Below are 22,106 nucleotides of genomic sequence, written 5' to 3'. Positions count from 1 at the left end.
CGATGATCGATGCAGGGCAAATCCTGCGCAACTCGCAGCGAGCGCTTCGATCGGCCAAGCAGACAATCCTGGAGATCATCGGCAAGCCACTGGATGATCAGCTGCGGACGGAGGGGTGGAACTCCTACACCTGCCTCGACCAGGAGGAGGCTCGCGAATTGTTGGGTCGGTTCTTCGATAGATCAGATACCGGACGAACGCCCGACTAGCGCTGGTCGAAGGCGACCTTGATGGCGCCGCTTTCGCCCTGGTTGGCAATCGCCAAAAACGCGTCGCGCCAACGGTCCAGCGTGAAGGTGTGGGTCAGCATCGGCCGCAGGTCCATCCGGCCGTCGGCGACGAGGTCGAGGTAGTGGGCGATAGCGTGCTTGCGCAGCCCGTCGACCTCTTCGAAACCGAAGGCGTTGGACCCGACGAGGGCGATCTCCTTGAAGTACTGCGGGCTCCACTCCCAGCGTCCGGGCGCGTGGACGCCGGCCTTGACCAACGTGCCCCGGGAGCGCAGCACCCGCACCCCGACCTCGAACGTCTCGGGCTTGCCGATCGTGTCGTAGACGACGTCGATCGCTCCCGGGTGCGCCATCGGCAGCCCCAGCAGCGGTTGGCGCAGCCGGCCGCCGCCCCAGGCGACCAACTCTTCGATCAGGGCCAGGCGTGGCTCATGCGCAAATACTTTGGCAGCCCCGAACTTTCGGGCCACCGCCGCCTGGGCATCGAAGCGCGCCACCACGGCCACTGTCACGTCGGGATAGAGCGCCTGCAAGATCGCGACCGCACACAACCCGAGTGAACCGGCGCCGTAAACCAAGACCCGGCCCGAGCGGGGCGGTGGATGGCGGGTGATCGCGTGCAGCGACACCGAAAACGGGTCGGCGAACACGGCCATCTCGTCGGGTATCGAATCGGGAACGGCGAACAACATGCTGTCGTGCGCCGGCATCAATTCGGCGTATCCACCGGTCACGTCGGCCGACACCCCGGTGTGGATACCCGGCTTGATATCGCCGTCGGTGAAACTCCAGCACAGGCTGTAGTCACCACTTTCGCAGGCGGGACACACCGGCTCGATACCGCGCGGCCCGCAGGACAGCCACGGGTTGAGCACGACGCGCTGCCCTACCTCGAGCCCGCGGGCTCCGGCCCCCAGCTCCACCACGTCGGCGACCACCTCGTGGCCCATCACCTGCGGGAAAGAACAGAAGCCGCCCATCGCGTTGTCGGCGTCGTCCTCGCCGAAATCCATCAGGATTTGCTTGGAGTCCGAGCCACAGATGCCGGTCAGCCGCGGCCGGGTGATCACCCAATCCTCATGCGGCAGTTGCGGATCCGACACAGACCGCAAGGCGGTCGGGGTGCGGCCCAAGTTGGTCGTCAGCGTGTTGGCTGTTCCGGCGCTCAGGCCGGGAACCTCGAACGGCTCCGGTGCCACGCCGTACACCAGCGCCTTCACCGGGGCGCCATCCCGGCCATGCCGAAGGGCGTTGCGTGCGCCATTCGTCAAGGGTGCCCCCGATCGCGGGAAGCGTACAGTGGTGGAAGCTTGTTATATTGGCTAAGTATTAACGAAGGTAAGCTAAATACATCCGATTGAGGGGGCACCAAATGACTTCTTCCACCAACTCCACCAGATACGACGGCGACACCTGGGACCTGGCGTCCAGCGTCGGGGTGACGGCCACGATGGTCGCGGCCGCGCGAGCGATCGCTACCCGTGCCGATCGCCCGCTGATCAACGACCCATTCGCCGAACCGCTGGTCAAGGCCGTCGGCGTGGACCTGCTCTCCCGGCTGGCCAGCGGCGAGCTGGACCCCGCCGAGCTGAACGACGTCGCCGATGTTCAGGACGGCGCGGCCGGATCGGCGGGGGCGATGTCGCGCATGGCCGACAACATGGCCGTGCGCACCAAGTTCTTCGACGAGTTCTTCACCGGCGCGGCCGCGGCGGGTATCAAGCAGGTTGTGATCCTGGCTTCCGGGCTCGATTCCCGTGCCTACCGGCTGGCGTGGCCCGCTGGCACGGTGGTCTACGAGGTCGACCAGCCGCAGGTCATCGAATTCAAGACCAAGGCGCTTGCCGACCTGGGCGCCGCACCGACCGCCGACCGCCGGGTGGTGGCCGTCGATCTTCGCGACGACTGGCCCACCGCACTGCGCACGGCCGGCTTCGACCCGGCCCAGCCGGCGGCATGGAGCGCCGAGGGCCTGCTCGGCTACCTGCCGCCGGAAGCCCAGGACCGTCTGCTGGACACCATCACGGCGCTCAGCGCGCCGGGCAGCCGGCTGGCCACCGAGAGCGCGCCCAACCCGGAGCCCGGCGAAGAGGACAGGATGCGCGAGCGCATGCAGACCATCGCCGAGCACTGGCGTGCACACGGTTTCGATCTGGACATGGCGGGTCTGGTCTACCTCGGCGACCGCAACGAGGCGGTCGAATACCTTGCCGCCCGCGGCTGGCGTCTGCAAAGCAGCAGCATCCGGGAGTTGTTCGCGGACAACGGCTTTGAACCGTTCGAGGACGACGACATGCGGATGGGTGAGATGCTCTACACCAGCGGCACCCTGGAAAGGAAAGCGAAATAGATGAGCACTGATTCAGGACGTACCGAAGGCGACAGCTGGGACCTGGCCAACAGCGTGGGAGCGACGGCCACCATGGTCGCCGCTTCCCGCGCCGTGGCGTCGCAGGGACCCGACGCGCTACTCGACGACCCCTACGCGGATCCGCTGGTGCGGGCCGTGGGGCTGGATGTCTTCGTCCGCGTCATCGACGGCAAGATTGATTTCGAGGACGACGCGCTGCTCAACCGCCGGGCGCGGATCCATCAGATGACGGTGCGCACCAGGTTCTTCGACGACTTCTTCACCGCCGCAACCGAAGAGGGTGTGCGACAGGCGGTGATCCTGGCGTCCGGTCTCGACACCAGGGCCTACCGGCTGCGGTGGCCGGCCGGCACGGTGGTCTACGAGATCGACCAGCCCCGGGTCATCGCGTTCAAGACCGACACACTGTCCGGTATCGGGGCCGCTCCGAGCGCCGAGCGCCGTACCGTCGCAATCGACCTGCGCGACGACTGGCCGGCGGCGCTGCGCGCGGCCGGCTTCGACGTCACGCAACCGACCGCCTGGAGTGCGGAAGGGCTGCTACCTTACCTGCCGCCGGAGGCCCAGGACCGGCTGTTCGACAACATCACCGCCCTCAGCGCGCCGGGCAGCCGCGTCGCCACCGAGCATGTGCCCGACCCCAATGCGTTCTCCGACGAGCGCTTACAACAGATCAGCGACCGGTGGCGCAGCTTCGGATTCGATCTGAACGCGGCCGACCTGTTCTACCAGGGCGAGCGCAGCGTCGTAGTGGACTATCTGAGCACGCACGGCTGGCAGGTGACGGCCCATCCCGCCAAGGAGCTGTATGCCCGCAACGGCTTTGAGTTCCCGTCGGACGAGATGACGGCCGTTTTCGGCGACATGAGCTATGTGGACGCGACGCTGAAGTAGGGCTTGGCTCAGGCCAATTGCCCAACTCCTCATCGCGCCGTTCGGCGCACATCGCCGTCGGGCTAAAGTCGTCTCATGCCTCGCGCACACGACGATAACTGGGATCTGGCGTCCAGCGTGGGCGCGACCGCAACCATGGTCGCGACCGGGCGTGCCATGGCGACGAAGGATCCCCGCGGTTTGATCAACGATCCGTTCGCCGAACCACTCGTGCGCGCGGTCGGCGTGGATTTCTTCACCAAGATGATGGACGGTGATCTCGACCTCTCGGCCATCGAGAACGCCACGCCGGTCCGCATGCGCGCGATGATCGATGGAATGGCGGTGCGCACGAAGTATTTCGACGACTACTTCGTCAACGCCACCGCCGCCGGCGTGCGCCAGGTAGTGATCCTCGCGTCCGGCCTCGACTCGCGCGCCTACCGGTTGCCGTGGCCCGCCGAGACGGTGGTCTACGAAATCGACCAGCCGCAGGTAATCGATTTCAAGACAACCACTTTGGCCGGTCTCGGGGCTCATCCCACTGCTACCCGGCGCACCATTCCGATCGACCTGCGCCAGGACTGGCCGGCCGCACTTCGTGCGGCCGGGTTCGACACCACCACCCCGACCGCGTGGTTGGCCGAGGGTCTGCTGATCTACCTGCCGCCCGAGGCCCAGGACCTGTTGTTCGACAACATCACCGCCCTGTCGGTGCCGGGCAGCACGATCGCCACCGAATTCGTCCCCGGCATTGTGGATTTCGATGCCGACCGGGTACGGGAGATGTCGGGCTCCTTCCGGGAGCACGGTGTCGACATCGACATGGCCTCGCTGGTGTACGCCGGGCAGCGCAATCACGTCGTCGACTATCTGGGTATCAAGGGTTGGACCGTCGAGGGCGTGACGCGAACCGAATTATTCGGCCAGAACGGCCTAGAGGTCCCGCCGCCGGAGAACGACGACCCACTCGGCGAGATCATCTTCATCAGCGGCTGGCTGGCGGGCTAGTGGCGATCGCAAGCGCGGCACAGCCGGGCGCAGCGGGTCGCCACCATCGGGCTAGTGGCGATCGCAAGCGCGGCGCAGCCGGGCGCAGCGGGTCGCCACCATCGGGCTAGTGGCGATCGCAAGCGCGGCGTAGCCGGGCGTAGCGGGTCGCCACCACATACTCAAAAGCGCGATTCGCCCAGCCACAGCACACTGGCACCGCTGACCGCCTGCTCGAGGTTCTCGACCACCGCGGCAACCGTGCGACCGAGCAGTGCGCCCAGTGCGTCCGGCAGCGATGCGGCGGCCGGCTGCGAGGACGCCCGGGGGCGCACCAGCGCAAGCAACGAGGATCCCGGGAAGCTGGCGACCCGGACATCGGCGTCCTCGTCCAGGCCGGCCAGGACCTTGGCGCGGCGCACCGCGGTACGCAGGCCGCCGAGTTCGTCGACCAGGCCACGTTCGAGGGCGTCGGCTCCGGTCCACACCCGTCCTTGAGCAACGGCGTTGACGGCCGCGGTGGTCAGGTTTCGACCCTCGGCGACGCGCTGCACGAAGTCGTCGTAGATCAGGTCCGCCTCGGCCTCTCGATCGGCCCGCTGCTGCGCCGTAAAGGGCACATCGGTCGACCACGCGTCGGCATTCGCGTTGGTGCGCACCGCATCTGACACAACTCCGAAGCGTTCCTTGAGATCGCGGAACACCAGCTTCCCGGTGATCACACCGATCGAGCCGGTGATCGTGCCCGGACTGGCGACGATCACATCGGCGGCCATCGCGGCGTAGTAACCGCCGGACGCGGCGACCGAGCCCATCGAGGCCACCACCGGTTTGCCGCGTTCGCGGGCCCGGGCGACCTCGCGCCAGATGGTCTCCGACGCCGTGACCGAACCGCCGGGGCTGTCGATCCGCAGCACGATCGCCGATATCGCATCGTCGCGTACGGCCTCCCGCAGGGCGGCCGCGATCGTATCGCCGCCGACGCTGGAGTTGCCGAACGGCAGGAACTGCGGACCGCCGCGCCCGTTGACGATCGGACCCTGCAGTGTGATCAAGGCGAACGTCGGCTTGGGGCGGCGGCCGGGAATCGGCGGCGCCGGCGGCACCAGCCGCGACCGGGATGCGGCGGAATAGCGCGTCAGATTGAGTCGCGGCGCCAGCTTTTCCGGGTCCGCTTCGGGGTCGTCATTGTCAGCCGAAACGCCTTCAACGCCAATCAATTCCGCGATTCGCGCATGGGCCTGATCGCGGAAGCCGATCCGGTCGACCAGACCGGAGGACACCGCGTCATCGCGCAGCAGCGGGGCCCGGTCGGCCAGGGCGTCGAGTGCGGCCGCATCGATCTTGCGCGACTCGGCGATCGCGTGCCACACCTGGTCCTGCAGACTTTCCAGCATCCGGGTCACCGCTTCGCGGTGGGCTTCGGTAAAGCCCTCTTCGGTGAAAACGTTTGCCGCCGACTTGTATTCGCCTCTGGCGACAAACTCGGCGTCGATCCCCGCCTTGTCCAGCGCGGTGCGCAAGAAGGTCGCGTTGCTCGCGAAGCCGATCAGACCGACGCTGCCCGACGGCTGCATCCAGACCTCGCTGAACGCCGAGGCCAAGTAGTAGGACAGCGTCCCCGGGTAGGTTTCGGCCCAGGCCAGCGATGGCTTGACCGCGCTGAACGCGGCGATCGCCTCGCGCAGCTCCTGGACCGCCGCCGGCGGCGACGCCGCGAGTTGCACGCGCGCGATCAGCCCGGCCACCCGGGAGTCCTCGGCGGCGCGATGGATCGCGGCGACCGCCTGGCGCAGCGTTATCGGTCGCTCCGCACCGGTGACGAACGCCACCGGGTCGAAGCCCGCCGTCTCCGGCGGCACCGAACGGAGGTTGAATTCGAGTATGCAGCCGTTGGGTACGCCGTGGTGGCGGACCGTATCGACGCGGCCGGCCAGGGCACGCACGTCGTCGACACCGGGCAGCGAAGGCAGAAAGGCGAACATGCTCTGCAGCGTACCGATCGACGCCCGTAGGGTGAGTTCGTGAGGTTCTCGATCGCCGTCCCGCAGTTCGATTACGACGTCTTCGACAGTGCGGGGATGCGCTCCTATGTGATGCGCGCCGAGGAACTCGGATTCGAAGGGATCTGGACGCTCGAGCAAACCATCGGCCGCGCGCCGCTGCTGGCACCGCTGGAGCTGCTGTCGTATTGCGCGGCCTTCACCGAGCGGTTGCGGCTGGGGGTAGCCGTGCTGGTGACGTCGCAACACGAGCCGCTTCAGCTGGCATCGGCGGTGGCCACGGTCGACCGGATCAGTCACGGCCGGCTGGATATCGGTGTCGCGCCGGGGCGCGGCGGGCCCACCCTCGCGGCGTTCGGCGTCGAAAAGGACACCTTCATCTCGTATTTCACCGAGGGCCTCACCCTGATGAAGGCGGCCTGGTCCGACGAGCCGACGGTGGACTTCCATGGCCGGTTCCGTGAGGTCGCCAACCTGCCGTTCCAACCCAAGCCGGTGCAGCGCCCGCACCCGCCGATCTGGTTCGGCGGCATGGCCCCCAAGGCCTTGGCCCGAGCGGTGCGCCACGGAGACGCCTTCATGGGCGCGGGCGCCTCGCCCACCGAAGCCTTCGCCGAAGCCGTTCCGATCGTGCGCCGCGAACTCGACCAGCAGCAGAAGGACCCGGCCCACTTTCCGATCAGCAAGCGCGTTTATCTGATGGTCGACGACGACCCCGCCCGCGCCCGCGAGCGGGTGCTCGATGGCTTAGAGCGCACCTACAGCGGCGTGATACCCGGCATCGAGGCCGTTCCGGTGTCCGGAACGCCCGACGACGTCGCCCGCGGGCTCCAAGAGGTGCTCGACGCCGGCGCCCAGACGCTGCTGCTCAATCCGCTGGGCGCCGACGTCGGAGAAAACCGCGAGCAGATGGAACGCCTTGCCGCGGAAGTGATTCCGCAGCTCGGTTAGTCAGCGCCTAAGTCTCTTCCGCAGCCAGGCGCCGATCTCGGCGATGGCGTCGTCGACCTCGGGCACCCAGCCCACGCCGAGGCGCGAGCGCACATGATCGCGTTCCTCCACGAATACATAAACACCGATCACAGCCACGATGTGGCGGGCGGGTGCGTGATGCCCGCGTTGAGCGCGGACGTATCCCGCGCCGAACCGCCCGTCAAAGAGGCTTACGAACGCAAGATGCTCGCACTGATCGACCGGATCACCGAACTGCTCGACGGAGATGAATCCGACCGCCGGCAACGGGCATGGAGCATCGTCGCCTTGATCGTCGGATCAGTGTTGATCTCCAGCGGTATGCCCAAGCACAGCGAAAACCGAAGCGCAGCACTGGATTCCGCGCTTCGTACGGCATCCGCGCTAATGGACGCCGAATCTCGTGACTAAGAGACCTCGGTGACCGAGCCGCCCGCGGCGGTGATCTTCTCGCGGGCGCTACCGCTGAACTTGTGCGCGGAGACGTCGACCTTGACGGCCAGGTCGCCATCGCCAAGGACCTTCACCAACGAGTTCTTGCGAACCGCACCCTTGGCGACGAGTTCGGCGACGCCGATGGCACCACCCTCGGGGAACAGTCGGCTGATGTCACCGACGTTGACGATCTCGTACTCGGTACGGAACCGGTTCTTGAATCCCTTGAGCTTGGGCAGCCGCATGTGGATCGGCATCTGACCACCCTCGAAGGTGACCGGCACGTTCTTGCGCGCCTTGGTGCCCTTGGTACCACGCCCCGCGGTCTTACCCTTCGAGCCCTCACCGCGGCCGACGCGGGTGCGCGCCTTCTTCGACCCGGGGGCCGGCTTCAGGTCGTGCAGTTTGATGGTCATTTGGTCTCCTCCACCTCAACCAGGTGGCTCACCTTCGCGATCAGCCCGCGGGTCTGTGGGTTGTCCTCCCGGACCACCGACTGGCGAATCTTTCGCAGCCCCAGGGTGCGCAGCGACTCGCGCTGTTTCCAGCGCGCCCCGATGATGCCGCGCACCTGGGTGATCTTCAGCTGGCTCATTGCTGTGCCGTTCCTTCACGCGCGCCCGCATTTGCCGAGGCGGCCAGCGCTTCGCTTTCCCGTCGCGCCCTCAGCATTCCGGCCGGGGCGACATCCTCGATCGGCAGACCGCGGCGAGCGGCCACCTCCTCCGGGCGCTGCAGCAGCTTGAGCGCGGCGACCGTGGCGTGCACCACGTTGATCGCGTTGTCGCTGCCCAGCGACTTGGCCAGGATGTCGTGCACCCCAGCGCATTCCAGCACTGCGCGCGCCGCACCGCCGGCGATCACACCGGTACCGGGGCTGGCCGGGCGCAGCAACACCACACCCGCGGCCGCCTCACCCTGCACCGGGTGCGTGATGGTGCCGCCGATCAGCGGGACCCGGAAGAAGCCCTTGCGTGCCTCTTCCACGCCCTTGGCGATCGCGGCCGGAACTTCCTTGGCCTTGCCGTAGCCGACGCCGACCATGCCCGCGCCGTCACCCACGATGACCAAAGCGGTGAAGCTGAAGCGCCGACCACCCTTGACCACCTTGGAAACACGGTTGATCGCGACGACCCGTTCCAGGTAGTTGCTCTTGTCTCCGTCGCGGTCACGGTCGCGGCCGCGGCCACCGCCGCCGTCGCGCCGACCCCGCCCGTCACGGGAGTCGCGGGAATCGCGGCCGTCACGGCTGTCCGGGGCGCCTTGCCCCCCAGCGGACTGCTCCGCCATTATGCGGTCCTTCCAGTTGTCATCAGAACTTCAATCCGTTCTCGCGCGCGGCGTCAGCCAGCGCCGCGATCCGTCCGCCGTAGCTGTATCCGCCACGGTCGAACACCACGCTGTCGATGCCGGCGGCCTTGGCGCGCTCGGCGATCAATTGGCCGACCCGCACGCTGTGGGCCTTCTTGTCTCCGTCGAGTCCGCGAACGTCCGCCTCGATGGACGACGCGGCCGCCACCGTGGTGCCGGTGAGATCGTTGACCAGCTGCACGTGAATGTGTCGCGCCGACCGGTTCACCACCAGCCGAGGACGCTCCGAGGTGCCGGAGATCTTCTTACGCAGCCGGGCGTGCCGGCGCAGCCGCGCGACGCGGCGAGTCGCGGAGATGTTCTTCCCCAGCGGCTTTTGCGTTTCAGCCTGTGTTTTCGCCATGGCTACTTACCTGTCTTTCCGACCTTGCGGCGGACCTGCTCACCCTCGTAGCGCACGCCCTTGCCCTTGTACGGGTCGGGACGGCGCAGGCGGCGGATGTTCGCCGAAATCTGGCCGACTTTCTGCTTGTCGATCCCGGTGACGCTGAACTTCGTCGGCGTCTCCACCGCGAACGTGATGCCCTCGGGCGCCTCGATCAACACGGGATGGCTGTATCCGAGCGCGAACTCGAGGTTGCGGCCCTTGAGCTGCACCCGGTAGCCGACGCCAAAGATCTCCATCTTGGTGGTGTAGCCCTCGGTGACCCCGGTTACCAGGTTGGACACCAGCGTGCGCGAAAGCCCGTGCAGCGAACGGTTTTCCCGCTCGTCGTCCGGACGGTTGACCACGATCGCACCGTCTTCGCTGCGAACCACCGTGATCGGCTCGGCGACGGTCAGGTCCAGGGAGCCCTTGGGACCCTTCACCGAGACCTTCTGGCCGTCAATCGTTACGTCGACTCCGGCGGGAACCGGAATCGGCTTCTTACCAATGCGCGACATGGTTACCCCTCACCACACGTACGCGAGGACTTCGCCGCCCACGCCTTGTCTGGCTGCCTGGCGGTCGGTGAGCAGACCTGACGACGTCGAGATGATCGCCACGCCCAGCCCGCCGAGCACGCGTGGCAAGTTGGTGGATTTCGCGTACACCCGCAGACCGGGCTTGGAGACCCGGCGCAGGCCGGCGATGCTGCGTTCCCGGCTGGGTCCGTACTTGAGCTGAACGACCAGCGCCTTGCCGACCCGAGCATCTTCGGTCCGGAAGTCGCTGATGTATCCCTCGCTCTTGAGAATCTGGGCGATGTTGGCCTTGATCTTGGAATGAGGCAACGTCACCTCGTCGTGATACGCCGAATTGGCGTTGCGCAGACGGGTCAAAAAGTCTGCGATCGGATCCGTCATTGTCATGACAGCGTCTGTAACCTTCCTCGCGATGGTTCCCGTAAGGGGCCTGTCGCGCACCTGTTCTGGGTTGGTCTCTCGTCCTGCGCCTGTTACCAGCTGCTCTTCTGCACGCCGGGCAGTTCGCCCGCGTGCGCCATTTCGCGCAGGCAGATCCTGCACAGCCCGAACTTGCGGTACACCGCACGCGGACGTCCGCACTTGTTGCAGCGCGTGTAACCACGCACCGCGAAGCGCGGCTTGGCATTGGCCTTGTTAACGAGTGCCTTCTTAGCCATCTACTCAGTTCTCCTTGAACGGAAAGCCGAGAGCCCGCAACAGCGCTCGTCCTTCGTCGTCGTTTGTCGCCGAAGTGACGACGTTGATGTCCATGCCGCGAACCCGGTCGATCTTGTCCACATCGATCTCGTGGAACACCGACTGCTCGGCCAGTCCGAAGGTGTAATTGCCGACGCCGTCGAACTGCTTGGGCGAAAGCCCGCGGAAGTCACGAATACGCGGCAGCGCAATGGAAGTGAGCCGGTCGAGGAACTCCCACATCCGGTCGCCCCGCAGGGTGACCCGCGCGCCGATCGGCATGCCCTCGCGCAACTTGAACTGCGCGATGGACTTGCGGGCCTTGCGGATTTCGGGCCGCTGCCCGGTGATCAAGGCCAGGTCGCTGACGGCGCCGTTGATCAATTTTGCGTCCCGGGCGGCGTCGCCCACGCCCATGTTGACGACGACCTTGGTCACGGTCGGGATCTGCATGACGTTGCCGTAGTTGAATTCCTTGTGCAGCGCGTCGCGAATCTCGTTGCGGTAGCGCTCTTTTAGGCGCGGCTGCGCCTTCACATGGGCCTCTGTTGTGGTCACCTTAGATGTCCTTGCCGTTGCGCTTGGAAATTCGGACGCGCTTGCCGGTCTCCTCGTCGACCCGGTAACCGACGCGGGTCGGCTTACCGTCGGAGTCGACCACCATCACGTTGGAGATGTGAATCGGCGCTTCCTGGGTGACAATTCCGCCCGAGCGGGCGCCGCGCTGGTTGGTCGAAACCGCGGTGTGCTTCTTGATCGCGTTGACACCCTCGACGAGCACGCGGTCGCGGTCTGGGAAAACCTTGAGCACTTTGCCTTTGGCGCCCTTGTCCTTGCCCGCGATCACCAGGACGGTGTCGTCCTTCTTGACCTTCATCTACAAAACCTCCGGGGCCAGCGAGATGATCTTCATGAATCGCTTCTCGCGCAGTTCGCGCCCGACCGGCCCGAAGATGCGGGTTCCACGCGGGTCGTTGTCGGGCTTGATGATTACCGCGGCGTTCTCGTCGAACTTGATGTAGCTGCCGTCGGAACGCCTGCGCTCCTTGACGGTGCGCACCACGACGGCCTTGACGACGTCACCGCGCTTGACGTTGCCACCCGGGATGGCGTCCTTGACGGTGGCGACGATGACGTCACCGATGCCGGCGTAGCGTCGCGACGAGCCACCGAGCACCCGGATGCACAAGATCTCCTTGGCGCCGGTGTTGTCGGCGACCTTCAGCCGCGATTCCTGCTGAATCACTCGATCTCCTGACTGCGTTCACGTGTGCACGGCAGGAGAACACCTCGGCAAGCCTCGAGAAAGCAAGGCCCACCACATACCTGACGTGCGCGGTCTTTGTTACCGAAGGGCACGCGGGGCCTGTGACGCTTGCACGCACCGGCCGAGGTCTGCCCAAGGCAACCCCTAGAGTCTAGGTGAAGACCTGCTCAGCGCCAAATTCCTGGCGGGTCAACTCACACCTGCCGCGCAACCCACATCTAGCAGCGGGGATACCGGCCCTCGCGGGCGTCAGTCGCCCTGCCGGATCCAGGCCAGGATGTACAAACTCATCGCCGACACCAGCGCGAGCAGCACCCACTGCACGACGGCCTGGTCGATCCACGAGCCCGGGGGTGGTGACCCGGGCAGGATATTTCGCAGCGGGACGATCGCGAACAGCATCGCGGCGTACCACGTCCCGAAGGGTGGCACGAATTTTCTGCGGCCCATCACCATCGGAATGGCCACCGACAAGCCCAAGATTGGCAGCGTGACGAGCACGATGCAGATGAAGATGTCGAAGACCAGCGGTCCCTTGGCCCGCTTCATCGTGATGACCAGCTGGGCGTCATCGAGACCGCGCGAGTTCACGTTGCTGGTTTCGTCGTCGCGGCTGACGGTGACGTCCCAGCCGTCCAACCCCCCGGTCACCTCGACACGGGCGGGGAGTTTTTTGCGGTCGTCGCCGGAGCCGACGAAGGTGTCGGCGGAGATCTTCTCGGTTTTGTAGGTGTCGAGCGGCCAGTTGGCCGGATCGCCGTGCGCTTCGATGGTGGTTTCGACCTGTGCCGGCGCCTTGCCTTTCGGGAACTGCAGGTCGCCGAGGTCGTTCGTCGGATACAGGCGGACCGCGACGTCGGTGTTCAGCACGTCGAATCGCTTGTCGTACAGCGTGTCCGGGGGATAGACGAGGACATCCACTTTGAGACGGTTAGACGTGGTTTTGAAGTCGTCCAGGCGCAACTGCACGATCGTGTCGTTGCCGCCGCCCTCACTGAGGTCCAGCGGCGGAAGCGGTCCCTCCGATCGCTGCAAGTAGTGCACACCGAACAGCGAGAAGACGTAGACGCCGATCACCACGGCCAGAATGAACGCGCCGAGCGACAGGCGCGGGCGGTGCCGGTTCAGATAGCTGAGGAGGCCCGACTTCTTCGCCGATGGTTCCTCCGAGGGCGCCTCCGTTGGCGGCGTTTCGGTGGTCATCGGTCCCGGCCGGAAGCGCGCTGGCGAAGTCCAGCTTGACGGGGCGACACGGGCAGATGGTAGCGAACATCCGCATCGCCCGCGCAACTAAACCTCGCGCCCCGGGGACTACTGTCACCCGCCCGAAAGCCGTCGTTAACGCTCGGCGGCGGATCCGGGGTCGGCCACGCAGCGAAACCCGATGTGGGTAGTAGCGGTGTCCTGCGATTGTGGCGACCGGGCCGCCGGTCGGTAGCGGTGGCAGTACTCCGGCGCGCACAGGTGCGAACCGCCCTTCAGGGCCTGGCTGACAGCCGGGTCGGCCGGCCCCGACGGGGTGCAACACGCCTTCGGGGGCTGATCGAGGCGGTGGTGCGCGGAAAACTCGGTGGCCGTCCACTCCCAGACGTTGCCGATCATGTCAAGCAGTCCGAATCCGTTCGGCGCAAACTCCCCCACCGGCGACGTTCCCACCCAGCCGTGGGCGCCGTCGTTGCGGTACGGGAAGCTGCCCTGCCAGGTGTTGGCCATCAGTTGCCCGCCCGGATTGGGCTCGTCGCCCCACGCGTAGGTGGTCTGACTTCCGCCGCGGGCCGCATACTCCCACTCCGCCTCCGTCGGCAGTCGCCGCCCGGCCCAGCGCGCGTAGGCCGCGGCGTCGGGATACGCGACCTGAACGACGGGATGATCGGCCCGGTCCGCGATATCGCTGTCCGGTCCGAACGGGTGCTGCCAATTCGCGCCCGGCACCCAGTCCCACCACTGTCGCCAGTCGCGCAGGTCAACCGGGCCCGGCGTGGGACGGAAAACCATCGCGCCCGCACTGAGCTGGCTGTGATCTATACCGGGGTAGCGCGCCGGATCGATCGGCTGCTCGGCGACAGTGACATAGCCTGTGGCAGTGACGAATTCGGCAAACTGCGCGTTTGTCACCGGGTGCCGTTCCACCGCGAACGAACTCACCGTCACGGTGTGGATGGGCGCCTCTTCGGGGTAGAAGCTCGTCGAGCCCATGCGGAAGGCACCGCCGGGCAGATCGACCAACTCGGTGAGCACCATTTCAGGGTAGGCGGCGCCTGCCCTGCGTTAGTCGGATCGCCGGTACCACGCGAGCATGTACAAGCCCATTGCCCCGACAAGGGCGATCAGCACCCAGATCACCAGCGCTTGGTCGATCCAGGCACCCGGTGGTGGGGCCCCCGGCAGGAAGTTGCGGATGGGGATGACGGCGAAGAGCAGCGCGGCGAACCACCCGCCGAACGGAGGCACCACCTTCCGCTTACCGATCACCATCGGAATGACGACCGCCAACGCGATGGTGGGCATGGCGAAGAGGACCAGACAGATTCCCAGATCGAAGATCAGCGGCGCCTTGGACCTCTGCAGCGTGATGATCACGCTGTCGCCGCCTTCGCCGACCCGCTGAACGCTGACGTCCCAGCCTTCCAATTTTCCGGCCACCTCGATACGCGCGGGTTTGTATTTGCGGTCGTCACCGGACCCGACGAGCACGTCGGCCGAAAGAGTGTCCGTCTCGTAGGAGTCGAAGGGCCAGATCTCCGGGTCGCCGTGGGCCTCGACCGTGGTGGCCACCTGTGCCGGCGACTTCCCCGCCGGATAGACCAAGTCCCCGAGGTCGTTCGGCGGATCCATCCGCACCGCGGTGTCCTGTTTCAAGACGTCCAGCCGCGAGTCCCACATGGCCTCCTGCGGGTACACGAGCACCTTCACCCCGAGGCGATTAGCGACCGTCTTGAGCTCCTCGACGCGGAGCAGAACCACGGTGTCGTCGGCCGCGTTGAGATCGGGGGTCTTCAGCGGCGCGGCGGATTCGCCCAGCAGGACAAAGCCGAACAACGACAACGCGTACACCACGACGAAGCCGCCGAGGATCGCAATGCCAAGCAGCCGGCGGCGCTTCGGTTTGGGCGGTGGCGGCGGGGCGGCGTGGGTAGGCGGGGCTTGAGCGGTCATCGGTCACCTCCACGGTGGACACTGGCGGCCGTCTCGCAATTCGCTGGGCGATTCCAGCTAACCGGAGGCGACACGAAGTCAGATGGTAATCAACCCGCGGCAATCGCGCTCGAAATGCTGCTTTTCGCAAACTGCCTTACGCATTCCCCAACGGGTTGGGCGTTGCGAACCGCCAATTCACCCGATGTTTGTTTGCGCGTCGCTTCGATAGCTGTAAGTGTCGACGTGTGTCGAAAGCGGGGTGGACATGCACCCCGAAACCGGGCTCGCCGCCGACGCCGGGCGCCGTCTCGCTCGGCCGCGCTAGCTACGCTGCCGGAGACCGAGTGCACACCTGCCAGCCCCCGTTTCAATCGATGCGGTTACCCCAGGTCACCGCTCCCACGCAGCAAGCCGCATCGCTAGACTTCGATCACAGCCCAAGGCCGTCTCACTCGCTGCCGTTCTCAAGGAGGCATTCAACGTGAAGCACAACAGACCGGCTGCCGCCATAAGCGTGCTGACCGCGGCCGCACTGGTGCTCTCGGGATGCGGAAAGCCCCACACCTCGCTGTCTTACGCCAACGGAGCGCGAGTCGATTGCGGCGGCAAACAAGACATCACCGCCAGCGGTTCGACCGCGCAGGCAAACGCGATGAAGCGCTTTGTCGATGCCTACTCGAAGGCCTGCAAGGGACAAACTCTGTCCTACACCGCAAACGGTTCGGCCGCGGGGGTCGAGGACTTCCTCGCGGGCAAGACCGACTTCGCCGGATCCGACCTTCCCCTCTCCGGTGACCAGTACGCGGCCGCCAAGCAGCGCTGCGGCGGCGCCGACGCGTGGAACCTCCCGGTCGTGTTTGGGCCGATCGCTATCACCTACAACCTCAACGCCATTGATTCCCTGGTACTCGACGCGCCCACGCTGGCCAAGATTTTCAACGGCACCATCACGCGTTGGGATGATCCGGCCATCACCGCCATGAACGCCTCGATGCCGCCGGAGAACATTCACGTTATCCACCGCGCCGACCCATCGGGCACCACCGCCAACTTCCAGGCCTACCTGCAGGCCGCATCGGGTGGGGCCTGGGACAAGGGCACCGGAAAGGTCTTCAACGGCGGCGTGGGAACCAGCGCCCACGGCAACGTCGGCACGTCGTCGGAGGTGAAGAACACCGAGGGTGCGATCTCTTACAACGAGCTGTCGTTCGCGTTGGACCAGGGCCTGTTCGCTGCCCAGATCAAGACCCCGGCAAGCCGGAAATCGTTGCGCCCGGTCCGCATCGGAACCGACAGCGTCGGCAAGACCATCGCCAACGCCAAGATCGTCGGCAAGGGCAACGATCTCGTGCTGGACACCACGCCGTTCTACAACCCCACCCAGCCCGACGTGTACCCGATCGTGATGGTCACCTACGAGATCGTCTGCTCGAAATACACCGACCCGGCCGTCGGCCAAGCGGTCAAGGCGTTCCTGCAGGCGGCCGTCGGACCAGGCCAGGCCGATCTCGACAAGAACGGGTACATCCCGTTGCCGCCCGACTTCCAGTCACGAGTCTTCACCGCTATTGACGCCATCACCTCGGCGTCAATTGAGAATGTGCGCTAAGGCTTTTCGCGCCCTAGGTCTGCCCTAGGTCTTCTTGGGCGTTCTTCGATCTCGTTGCCGCCACCAGCCGACCAGGAACAAGGCCAAGGCCGCGACGAGCGCGATCAACACCCATAGCACGACGGCTTGGTCGATCCACGAACCATACGGTGGATTGCCCGGCAGGATATTGCGCAGCGGGACGATGGCGAACAGCATGGCGCCGTACCAGGTGGTCAGCGGCGGCAGGAACGAAGTCCGGCCCAGGGCCACCGGAATAGCCACCCACAACGCCAACATCGGCAGGGTGATGAGTACCAGCACCACACCGACATCGAAGATCAGCGGGCCCTTGGACCGGTGCAGAGTGATGACCACGTTGTCCATGATGTTGGGATCGGCGTCATCGGGATCGTGGACCCGGGTGACGCTCGCGTCCCAGCCGTCCAGCTTTCCGGTGACTTCCACGCGGGCAGGCGCCTTTTCGCGGTTTTGGCCGGTTCCAGTGAACACGTCGGCCGCGATGACTTCAGTTTTGTACGAGTCGAAAGGCCAGTTGCCCGGATCGCCGTGCGCCTCGATGGTGGTGGTCACCTGCGCCGGCGCCTTACCAATCGGGTACTGCAGGTCGCCGAGGTCGTTATCGGGATACAGTCGCACTACCGCGTCGGTGGTCAGCACACCGAAGTTCTTGTCGTACAGCGAATCTTTCGGGTAGACAAGCACATTCACCGTCAGACGATTCGCCACCGTTTTCAGTTCGCTCAGGTTCACCTGCACGACGCTGTCTTCGGCCTCGACCTTGCTGAAGTCCACGGCGGGCAACGGCGGCGCCGATTTGGCCAACAGGTGCACCGCAATCAGGGATAGGACGTAGACGCTGATGACCGCTACGAGAATCCCGAAGGCTATTGCGATTTGGCGACCGCGCGTTTCTGGTTTCGACGGCGGCAGCGGCGGGGCTTCAGCGGTCATCGAACATCACCACCACGAGTAGAACGGATAGTTTGATGCCTTTCCCGGCAGGCACGGGGTCCGATGCTAGCAGTCAAGCGGCTTGCTTCAGGGGATAACGACCGCGAATTGCTGCATCACCGTGGATTTCGCCGCACTGAATCCGGGAGCACCCGCGGGACCCTCGAGATGCACGACTACGAGAAATGCCCTGGTGTTCGTCCAGATGTGGGTGATGCGGTCAGCGAAGGCGACCCCCCCTGCGCTGCCGCCGAGCAACTGGCTGCTGTAGCCGCAGAACTGAGCCGCCTCGACGCTGACCTGTACGCCCGGGTTGGCGGTGCGCAGATCGGCGCCGTAGCGCAAGAACGCCCCGCCGGGTTCGAGGTCGGTCGGCGTGATCGTCACCTTGGCCGATAACCCGTCGGCCCCGGTCGCGGTCAGTGCCACGTCACCACTGCCGGGGGCCGAGTTCCAGCCGTCGGGCAGCGGCAGGGTGAGCCTGGGGGCCACCGGATCGGACACCGACGCCGCGGTCATCCGGCCGTTGCCGGTGGCGGCCGGCAGACAGGCCAGGGCGTTGGGTGGAATGTGGTCGGGCGGTGTGGCCTCGACGCCGGGCACCGGCTCAGCCGGGTCGGATTTGCGCGGCGCGCTGGACGTCGTCGTCGACGCGGCCGTCGTGCTCGCCCGAACGGCGTTGCCGCCCGTGGTCTTCCCGCAACCGCAGACCCCCCCTGCCAGCACACAGATCACTCCCGCTGCGGCAAGCGGGATAATCCTGGCCGGTCGCGAGCGTTCAGTCGCGCGAAAATGCAAGCGCAAGTTCGGTTTCCACGTCTTGGTACGGGCGCCCGGACAAGTCGATCGTGACCGCGGCGATAGTGCCGCCGGTGAAGCTAAACGGCGCCTTGTAGCGGCTGGACACTTCGGATCCGCCGTTTCGCCCGACAGTGATGCCGGCGCCCGCCAAACCGAAGGTGCCGGGGTGAGTGATCACATCCGCGAGCGTGCCGACCACCTCGTCGTCGATGAACAGGGTGACGTCACCCAGCGGCGTATGACTGTTGGGCACCGTCCCGGTCCGCGTGTAGGCGGCGCCGAAGAGGTGTCGGCCCAACGGCACCGCGTCCGACGAGGACACCAGCTGTTGGCGCTCGCCCAGGAAGTTGTAGACGTAATGCAGGCGTCCGTCCTGGATGAACAGCACATGCCCGCCGTGCGCGCCGCCCTGCTTGAACAGCACGCCTTCGGCGCCGGTGGTGTCCACGGTCACGTCGGCCAGCAGGCCGAACGAGCGCCCCCGAATTTCGGCGGCGGCACCGATTCCGACGTCCGCGCAGTCGGGGTAGTAGATGTAGCTGGTCCGCTCCCCCACCAGGTAGGGCCGGAAGCGGGTCATGGTCTCCATCAGGTTCAGGTCCGACAACGGCAGACCGTTGTACTTTGCGGCCTCGGAAAACCACAGCGCCTTAAGCTCTTCCAACTTCTCGGGATGCTCGGCTGCCAGATCGTGGCACTGGCTGCGGTCAGCCTCGATGTGGAACAGCTCCCATCGATCGGCGTCGAAGTGCGACCAGCCCGCCGGCGTGGCGGCGTGTACGGTGTTGGCGAACCAGCCGTTGTGCCAGATCCCGCGGGTGCCCAGCATCGTGTAGAACTGGGTCTGCTTGCCGGTGTCGGCGGCCGGATCATCCAGGGCCACTTTGAAACTCACTCCGTCTAACGGCTTCTGCGTAATACCTTTGACCGTGTCCGGGGCGGTCATGTCCAGCAGGTCGTAGACGGTCGGGGTGATGTCGGAAACGTTGACGTAGTTGTCGCGCACCTCACCGTGCGCCGCGATTCCGTTGGGCCACGAGATGATTGCCGAGTCCGCGATACCGCCTTCGTGCGACGCGTAGCGCTTGTAGAGCTTGTAGGGCGTGTTGAAGGCCATCGCCCAGCCGATCGGGTAATGATTGTAGGTCTGAGGCCCACCGAGGTGATCGAAGAGCTTCATGCTCTCCTCGACGGTGTCGATGTAGCCGTTGAAGAATTTGCCCTCGTTCACCGATCCGTTCGGACCGCCTTCGCCGCTGGCTCCGTTGTCGGAAATCACCACGACGATGGTGTTGTCGAGCTGGCCGGATTCCTCGAGATAGTCCAGGATGCGGCCGATCTGGGCGTCGGTGTAGCTCAGGAACCCGGCGAACACCTCGGCCATTCGCGAAAACAGCTTCTTCTCTTCGTCGTTGAGCGAGTCCCAGGGGCGAACCGTGTCCTGCAGCGGCCACGGCTCGCCGCCCGGCCCCTTGACATCAAGATACGGGTTGATCGGGGACAGTTCGGTGTCCGGCGGCACGATCCCCAACGACTTCTGATTTTTCAGTACGACCTCGCGGTAGCGTTCGTAGCCCATGTCGAACCGGCCGGCGTACTTGTCGGCCCACTCCTTGAAGACGTGATGCGGCGCGTGTCCGGCGCCGGGGCACACATAGCTGAACCAGGGCTTTTCGGGCGCAATCACCTTGGCATCGCGGATGAATTCGATTGTTTTGTCGGCGAGGTCCTTAGAGAGGTGGTAGCCGTCTTCGGGGGTGCCGGGTGGGTTCACCGGATGGTTGTCGTAGACCAGGTCGGGGTACCACTGGTCGGTCTCACCGCCCATGAATCCGTAGAACCGCTCGAAGCCGCGTGAGGTGGGCCAGTGCCGTTTCGTCGAGGCCATGCTGCATTCTTCGAGGGGCGTTAGGTGCCACTTGCCGACACAGTAAGTGTTGTAACCACGTTCGGCGAGCACCTCGGAGATCAGTGCGGTGTCGGTCGGGATCCGGCCGTTGCAGTTCGGGAAACCGTCGGTGAATTCTTCGATGGTGGCCATACCCACCGTGGTGGCGTTGCGACCGGTCAGCAACGACGCGCGGGTCGGCGAGCATAGTGCGGTGGTGTGAAATTGCGACAGCCGGATGCCGCGCTCGGCAATCCGCGTCATCGCTGGCATCTCGACCAGGCCGCCGAAGCAGTCCCACGTCGCGATGCCGGTGTCATCCCAGACCAGATACAGGATGTTCGGCGAATTCTCCGGGGCGGTCGGTGCGGCATACGGGCCCCAGTCCGGCTCCGAATCGCGAATGTCCAGCTCGATCTTGCCTTGAAAGCCTTGCGCGTCAGGGGACATGCGCCGAGCGTAACCCGCCTGCGAAATTTCCGACCGTTTTTTCGGGGTGGCATTGCCCCGCGAGCGGGTGGTACCCCAGCTCATGAGTTCCGGGTCCTAGGGAACGCAACGACAAGCGCCCGAGACCGTGCGGTCTCGGGCGCTGCGTGCCGCTCGGGAGTTACTTAGCTTTTTCCAGCACCTCGACGAGACGCCACCGCTTGGTGGCCGACGTCGGGCGGGTCTCCATCAGCGCGACGCGGTCACCGATCCCGGCGACGCTGTCCTCGTCGTGCGCCTTGACCTTCTTGGTCGTCCGGATGATCTTGCCGTACAGCGAGTGACGCATACGGTCTTCCAGCTCGACCACGATGGTCTTCTGCATCTTGTCGCTCACCACGTAGCCGATGCGTGTCTTGCGCCGACCACGCGTCTTCGGGTTCGCCGGAGTGTGCTGCGGGCCCTTCGCTTTCGAAGTGCCATCCTTCGCAGGGGCTTGGTTGGGAGCGGCCTTAGCTTCTGCCATCACGATTCCTTATTTTCCGTCGGATCCATCAGGACCACTAGCCAGGCCCAGCTCTCGTTCACGCAGCACCGTGTACACACGGGCGATTTCCGAACGCACCGTGCGCAGCCGGCGGTTGTTGTTGAGCTGTCCGGTCGCCATTTGGAAGCGGAGGTTGAACAGCTCCTCCTTGGATTCGCGCAGGCGCTCGGTCAGCTCCTCGTCGGTGAGCTCGCGCAGTTCGCCAGGCGAAGTACCCACTGCCATCAGAACTGATCCTCTCGGGTGATGATGCGTGCCTTGATCGGCAGCTTGTGGATTGCTCGGGTGAGCGCCTCGCGAGCGGTCTGCTCGTTGGGGTAGCTGAGTTCGAACAGCACCCGGCCCGGCTTGACGTTGACCACCCACCACTCGGGCGAGCCCTTACCGGAACCCATCCGGGTTTCGGCGGGCTTCTTGGTCAGCGGACGGTCGGGGAAGACGTTGATCCACACCTTGCCACCGCGCTTGATGTGCCGGTTGATCGCGATACGGGCCGACTCGATCTGCCGGTTGGTGACGTAGGCGTGCTCGAGGGCCTGGATGCCGTAATCGCCGAAGTTCACTTCCGTGCCACCGCTGGCGATGCCACGCTGGCGTGGATGGTGTTGCTTGCGGTGCTTAACTCTGCGGGGAATCAACATGAT

28 protein-coding genes are annotated in these 22,106 nt (G+C 65.5%); 7 read left to right on the top strand and 21 right to left on the bottom strand.

Going from position 1 to position 22,106, the window contains the following annotated elements:
- Nucleotides 1-2: 2 nt before the first annotated feature.
- Nucleotides 3-209, top strand: coding sequence for a hypothetical protein (locus tag MJO58_RS04945; protein ID WP_239722161.1), 207 nt, complete (start codon nt 3-5; stop codon nt 207-209).
- Here the strand turns inward: MJO58_RS04945 and MJO58_RS04940 are convergent.
- On the bottom strand, nt 206-1,450 hold the full coding sequence (locus MJO58_RS04940; RefSeq protein ID WP_239722160.1) for a zinc-dependent alcohol dehydrogenase: 1,245 nt from the start codon (nt 1,448-1,450) through the stop codon (nt 206-208). The two genes, MJO58_RS04945 and MJO58_RS04940, sit on opposite strands and share 4 nt — an antisense overlap.
- Before the next feature lie 152 nt (nt 1,451-1,602).
- On the opposite strand from MJO58_RS04940, the gene MJO58_RS04935 reads away from it, so the two are divergent.
- The 3 genes from MJO58_RS04935 (at nt 1,603) to MJO58_RS04925 (ending at nt 4,485) form a co-directional block, all read left to right on the top strand.
- A complete protein-coding gene (locus MJO58_RS04935; RefSeq protein ID WP_239722159.1) occupies nt 1,603-2,580 on the top strand; it encodes a class I SAM-dependent methyltransferase in 978 nt (325 codons plus the stop codon).
- Complete coding sequence (locus MJO58_RS04930) at nt 2,581-3,495, top strand: class I SAM-dependent methyltransferase (protein WP_239722158.1); 915 nt, start codon at nt 2,581-2,583, stop codon at nt 3,493-3,495. It abuts the gene before it with no gap.
- Nucleotides 3,496-3,570: 75 nt separating this feature from the next.
- On the top strand, nt 3,571-4,485 hold the full coding sequence (locus MJO58_RS04925) for a class I SAM-dependent methyltransferase (RefSeq protein WP_239722157.1): 915 nt from the start codon (nt 3,571-3,573) through the stop codon (nt 4,483-4,485).
- Nucleotides 4,486-4,646: 161 nt separating this feature from the next.
- Here the strand turns inward: MJO58_RS04925 and sppA are convergent, their stop codons facing one another.
- Nucleotides 4,647-6,449, bottom strand: a complete 1,803-nt coding sequence (gene sppA, locus MJO58_RS04915; protein ID WP_239722156.1) for a signal peptide peptidase SppA — start codon at nt 6,447-6,449, stop codon at nt 4,647-4,649.
- Between the two features lie 39 nt (nt 6,450-6,488).
- On the opposite strand from sppA, the gene MJO58_RS04910 reads away from it, so the two are divergent.
- Both MJO58_RS04910 and MJO58_RS04905 read left to right on the top strand, forming a co-directional pair.
- On the top strand, nt 6,489-7,418 hold the full coding sequence (locus MJO58_RS04910; RefSeq protein WP_239722155.1) for an LLM class flavin-dependent oxidoreductase: 930 nt from the start codon (nt 6,489-6,491) through the stop codon (nt 7,416-7,418).
- Between the two features lie 93 nt (nt 7,419-7,511).
- Entirely contained in the window at nt 7,512-7,850 is a 339-nt protein-coding gene (locus MJO58_RS04905) for a hypothetical protein (RefSeq protein WP_239722154.1), read from the top strand.
- On the opposite strand, the gene rplO is transcribed toward MJO58_RS04905, so the two are convergent.
- The 13 genes from rplO to MJO58_RS04840 form a co-directional block, all read right to left on the bottom strand.
- A complete protein-coding gene (rplO, locus tag MJO58_RS04900; protein WP_090600444.1) occupies nt 7,847-8,290 on the bottom strand; it encodes a 50S ribosomal protein L15 in 444 nt (147 codons plus the stop codon). The genes MJO58_RS04905 and rplO overlap by 4 nt on opposite strands.
- Nucleotides 8,287-8,469, bottom strand: a complete 183-nt coding sequence (gene rpmD / locus MJO58_RS04895; RefSeq protein WP_090600443.1) for a 50S ribosomal protein L30 — start codon at nt 8,467-8,469, stop codon at nt 8,287-8,289. Before rpmD ends, rplO begins: the two co-directional genes overlap by 4 nt.
- Complete coding sequence (rpsE, locus tag MJO58_RS04890; protein ID WP_090600441.1) at nt 8,466-9,164, bottom strand: 30S ribosomal protein S5; 699 nt, start codon at nt 9,162-9,164, stop codon at nt 8,466-8,468. The genes rpmD and rpsE overlap by 4 nt, the downstream gene beginning before the upstream one ends.
- A gap of 22 nt (nt 9,165-9,186) precedes the next feature.
- Nucleotides 9,187-9,588 (bottom strand): 50S ribosomal protein L18, encoded by a 402-nt coding sequence (rplR, locus tag MJO58_RS04885; protein WP_090600439.1) that lies wholly within the window; start codon nt 9,586-9,588, stop codon nt 9,187-9,189.
- Nucleotides 9,589-9,590: 2 nt separating this feature from the next.
- Nucleotides 9,591-10,130 carry a 50S ribosomal protein L6 gene (gene rplF / locus MJO58_RS04880; RefSeq protein WP_096284799.1) on the bottom strand — a complete coding sequence of 180 codons (540 nt, stop codon included), beginning with the start codon at nt 10,128-10,130 and terminating at the stop codon, nt 9,591-9,593.
- Between the two features lie 9 nt (nt 10,131-10,139).
- On the bottom strand, nt 10,140-10,538 hold the full coding sequence (gene rpsH / locus MJO58_RS04875) for a 30S ribosomal protein S8 (protein WP_036466727.1): 399 nt from the start codon (nt 10,536-10,538) through the stop codon (nt 10,140-10,142).
- An 86-nt stretch (nt 10,539-10,624) separates the two neighbouring features.
- On the bottom strand, nt 10,625-10,810 hold the full coding sequence (locus MJO58_RS04870) for a type Z 30S ribosomal protein S14 (RefSeq protein WP_090600437.1): 186 nt from the start codon (nt 10,808-10,810) through the stop codon (nt 10,625-10,627).
- Between the two features lie 4 nt (nt 10,811-10,814).
- Nucleotides 10,815-11,387 (bottom strand): 50S ribosomal protein L5, encoded by a 573-nt coding sequence (gene rplE / locus MJO58_RS04865; RefSeq protein ID WP_239722153.1) that lies wholly within the window; start codon nt 11,385-11,387, stop codon nt 10,815-10,817.
- A gap of 1 nt (nt 11,388) precedes the next feature.
- Nucleotides 11,389-11,706, bottom strand: coding sequence for a 50S ribosomal protein L24 (gene rplX, locus MJO58_RS04860; protein WP_090600435.1), 318 nt, complete (start codon nt 11,704-11,706; stop codon nt 11,389-11,391).
- The gene (gene rplN, locus MJO58_RS04855; RefSeq protein WP_085233453.1) at nt 11,707-12,075 is read right to left on the bottom strand and encodes a 50S ribosomal protein L14; all 369 of its coding nucleotides are present in this window, start codon (nt 12,073-12,075) and stop codon (nt 11,707-11,709) included.
- A gap of 270 nt (nt 12,076-12,345) precedes the next feature.
- On the bottom strand, nt 12,346-13,299 hold the full coding sequence (locus MJO58_RS04850; RefSeq protein WP_090600433.1) for a DUF4436 domain-containing protein: 954 nt from the start codon (nt 13,297-13,299) through the stop codon (nt 12,346-12,348).
- 135 nt (nt 13,300-13,434) lie between these two features.
- A complete protein-coding gene (locus MJO58_RS04845) occupies nt 13,435-14,334 on the bottom strand; it encodes a formylglycine-generating enzyme family protein (RefSeq protein WP_090608479.1) in 900 nt (299 codons plus the stop codon).
- 30 nt (nt 14,335-14,364) lie between these two features.
- Complete coding sequence (locus tag MJO58_RS04840) at nt 14,365-15,252, bottom strand: DUF4436 domain-containing protein (RefSeq protein WP_239722152.1); 888 nt, start codon at nt 15,250-15,252, stop codon at nt 14,365-14,367.
- A 463-nt stretch (nt 15,253-15,715) separates the two neighbouring features.
- On the opposite strand from MJO58_RS04840, the gene pstS reads away from it, so the two are divergent.
- Nucleotides 15,716-16,843 (top strand): phosphate ABC transporter substrate-binding protein PstS, encoded by a 1,128-nt coding sequence (pstS, locus tag MJO58_RS04835; RefSeq protein ID WP_090600431.1) that lies wholly within the window; start codon nt 15,716-15,718, stop codon nt 16,841-16,843.
- A 24-nt stretch (nt 16,844-16,867) separates the two neighbouring features.
- On the opposite strand, the gene MJO58_RS04830 is transcribed toward pstS, so the two are convergent.
- The 6 genes from MJO58_RS04830 to rplP form a co-directional block, all read right to left on the bottom strand.
- On the bottom strand, nt 16,868-17,797 hold the full coding sequence (locus tag MJO58_RS04830) for a DUF4436 domain-containing protein (protein WP_090600430.1): 930 nt from the start codon (nt 17,795-17,797) through the stop codon (nt 16,868-16,870).
- Between the two features lie 87 nt (nt 17,798-17,884).
- Nucleotides 17,885-18,523 (bottom strand): hypothetical protein, encoded by a 639-nt coding sequence (locus tag MJO58_RS04825; protein ID WP_239722151.1) that lies wholly within the window; start codon nt 18,521-18,523, stop codon nt 17,885-17,887.
- Between the two features lie 52 nt (nt 18,524-18,575).
- The gene (locus MJO58_RS04820; protein ID WP_239722150.1) at nt 18,576-20,936 is read right to left on the bottom strand and encodes an arylsulfatase; all 2,361 of its coding nucleotides are present in this window, start codon (nt 20,934-20,936) and stop codon (nt 18,576-18,578) included.
- A 160-nt stretch (nt 20,937-21,096) separates the two neighbouring features.
- Nucleotides 21,097-21,441, bottom strand: a complete 345-nt coding sequence (gene rpsQ, locus MJO58_RS04815) for a 30S ribosomal protein S17 (RefSeq protein ID WP_239722149.1) — start codon at nt 21,439-21,441, stop codon at nt 21,097-21,099.
- A gap of 9 nt (nt 21,442-21,450) precedes the next feature.
- Nucleotides 21,451-21,687 (bottom strand): 50S ribosomal protein L29, encoded by a 237-nt coding sequence (gene rpmC / locus MJO58_RS04810; protein ID WP_090600423.1) that lies wholly within the window; start codon nt 21,685-21,687, stop codon nt 21,451-21,453.
- Nucleotides 21,687-22,103: a 50S ribosomal protein L16 gene (gene rplP, locus MJO58_RS04805; RefSeq protein WP_077077568.1), complete on the bottom strand. Its 417-nt coding sequence runs from the start codon at nt 22,101-22,103 to the stop codon at nt 21,687-21,689. Before rplP ends, rpmC begins: the two co-directional genes overlap by 1 nt.
- Nucleotides 22,104-22,106 lie beyond the last annotated feature (3 nt).

The organism is Mycobacterium lentiflavum (assembly GCF_022374895.2).
In the GTDB taxonomy this organism is placed as follows: Bacteria; Actinomycetota; Actinomycetes; order Mycobacteriales; family Mycobacteriaceae; genus Mycobacterium; species Mycobacterium lentiflavum.
The sequence above is the reverse complement of the archived record's forward strand: the minus strand, read 5'-3'. Positions and strand labels throughout refer to the sequence as shown.

Coding starts and splice junctions, on each gene's coding strand:
- MJO58_RS04945 (WP_239722161.1), top strand. CDS start 3: ATGATCGATGCAGGGCAAATCCTGCGCAACTCGCAGCGAGCGCTTCGA.
- MJO58_RS04935 (WP_239722159.1), top strand. CDS start 1,603: ATGACTTCTTCCACCAACTCCACCAGATACGACGGCGACACCTGGGAC.
- MJO58_RS04930 (WP_239722158.1), top strand. CDS start 2,581: ATGAGCACTGATTCAGGACGTACCGAAGGCGACAGCTGGGACCTGGCC.
- MJO58_RS04925 (WP_239722157.1), top strand. CDS start 3,571: ATGCCTCGCGCACACGACGATAACTGGGATCTGGCGTCCAGCGTGGGC.
- sppA (WP_239722156.1), bottom strand. CDS start 6,449: ATGTTCGCCTTTCTGCCTTCGCTGCCCGGTGTCGACGACGTGCGTGCC.
- MJO58_RS04905 (WP_239722154.1), top strand. CDS start 7,512: ATGATCGCGTTCCTCCACGAATACATAAACACCGATCACAGCCACGAT.
- rplO (WP_090600444.1), bottom strand. CDS start 8,290: ATGACCATCAAACTGCACGACCTGAAGCCGGCCCCCGGGTCGAAGAAG.
- rpmD (WP_090600443.1), bottom strand. CDS start 8,469: ATGAGCCAGCTGAAGATCACCCAGGTGCGCGGCATCATCGGGGCGCGC.
- rpsE (WP_090600441.1), bottom strand. CDS start 9,164: ATGGCGGAGCAGTCCGCTGGGGGGCAAGGCGCCCCGGACAGCCGTGAC.
- rplR (WP_090600439.1), bottom strand. CDS start 9,588: ATGGCGAAAACACAGGCTGAAACGCAAAAGCCGCTGGGGAAGAACATC.
- rplF (WP_096284799.1), bottom strand. CDS start 10,130: ATGTCGCGCATTGGTAAGAAGCCGATTCCGGTTCCCGCCGGAGTCGAC.
- rpsH (WP_036466727.1), bottom strand. CDS start 10,538: ATGACAATGACGGATCCGATCGCAGACTTTTTGACCCGTCTGCGCAAC.
- MJO58_RS04870 (WP_090600437.1), bottom strand. CDS start 10,810: ATGGCTAAGAAGGCACTCGTTAACAAGGCCAATGCCAAGCCGCGCTTC.
- rplX (WP_090600435.1), bottom strand. CDS start 11,706: ATGAAGGTCAAGAAGGACGACACCGTCCTGGTGATCGCGGGCAAGGAC.
- MJO58_RS04850 (WP_090600433.1), bottom strand. CDS start 13,299: ATGACCACCGAAACGCCGCCAACGGAGGCGCCCTCGGAGGAACCATCG.
- MJO58_RS04840 (WP_239722152.1), bottom strand. CDS start 15,252: ATGACCGCTCAAGCCCCGCCTACCCACGCCGCCCCGCCGCCACCGCCC.
- MJO58_RS04830 (WP_090600430.1), bottom strand. CDS start 17,797: ATGACCGCTGAAGCCCCGCCGCTGCCGCCGTCGAAACCAGAAACGCGC.
- MJO58_RS04820 (WP_239722150.1), bottom strand. CDS start 20,936: ATGTCCCCTGACGCGCAAGGCTTTCAAGGCAAGATCGAGCTGGACATT.
- rpsQ (WP_239722149.1), bottom strand. CDS start 21,441: ATGGCAGAAGCTAAGGCCGCTCCCAACCAAGCCCCTGCGAAGGATGGC.
- rpmC (WP_090600423.1), bottom strand. CDS start 21,687: ATGGCAGTGGGTACTTCGCCTGGCGAACTGCGCGAGCTCACCGACGAG.
- rplP (WP_077077568.1), bottom strand. CDS start 22,103: ATGTTGATTCCCCGCAGAGTTAAGCACCGCAAGCAACACCATCCACGC.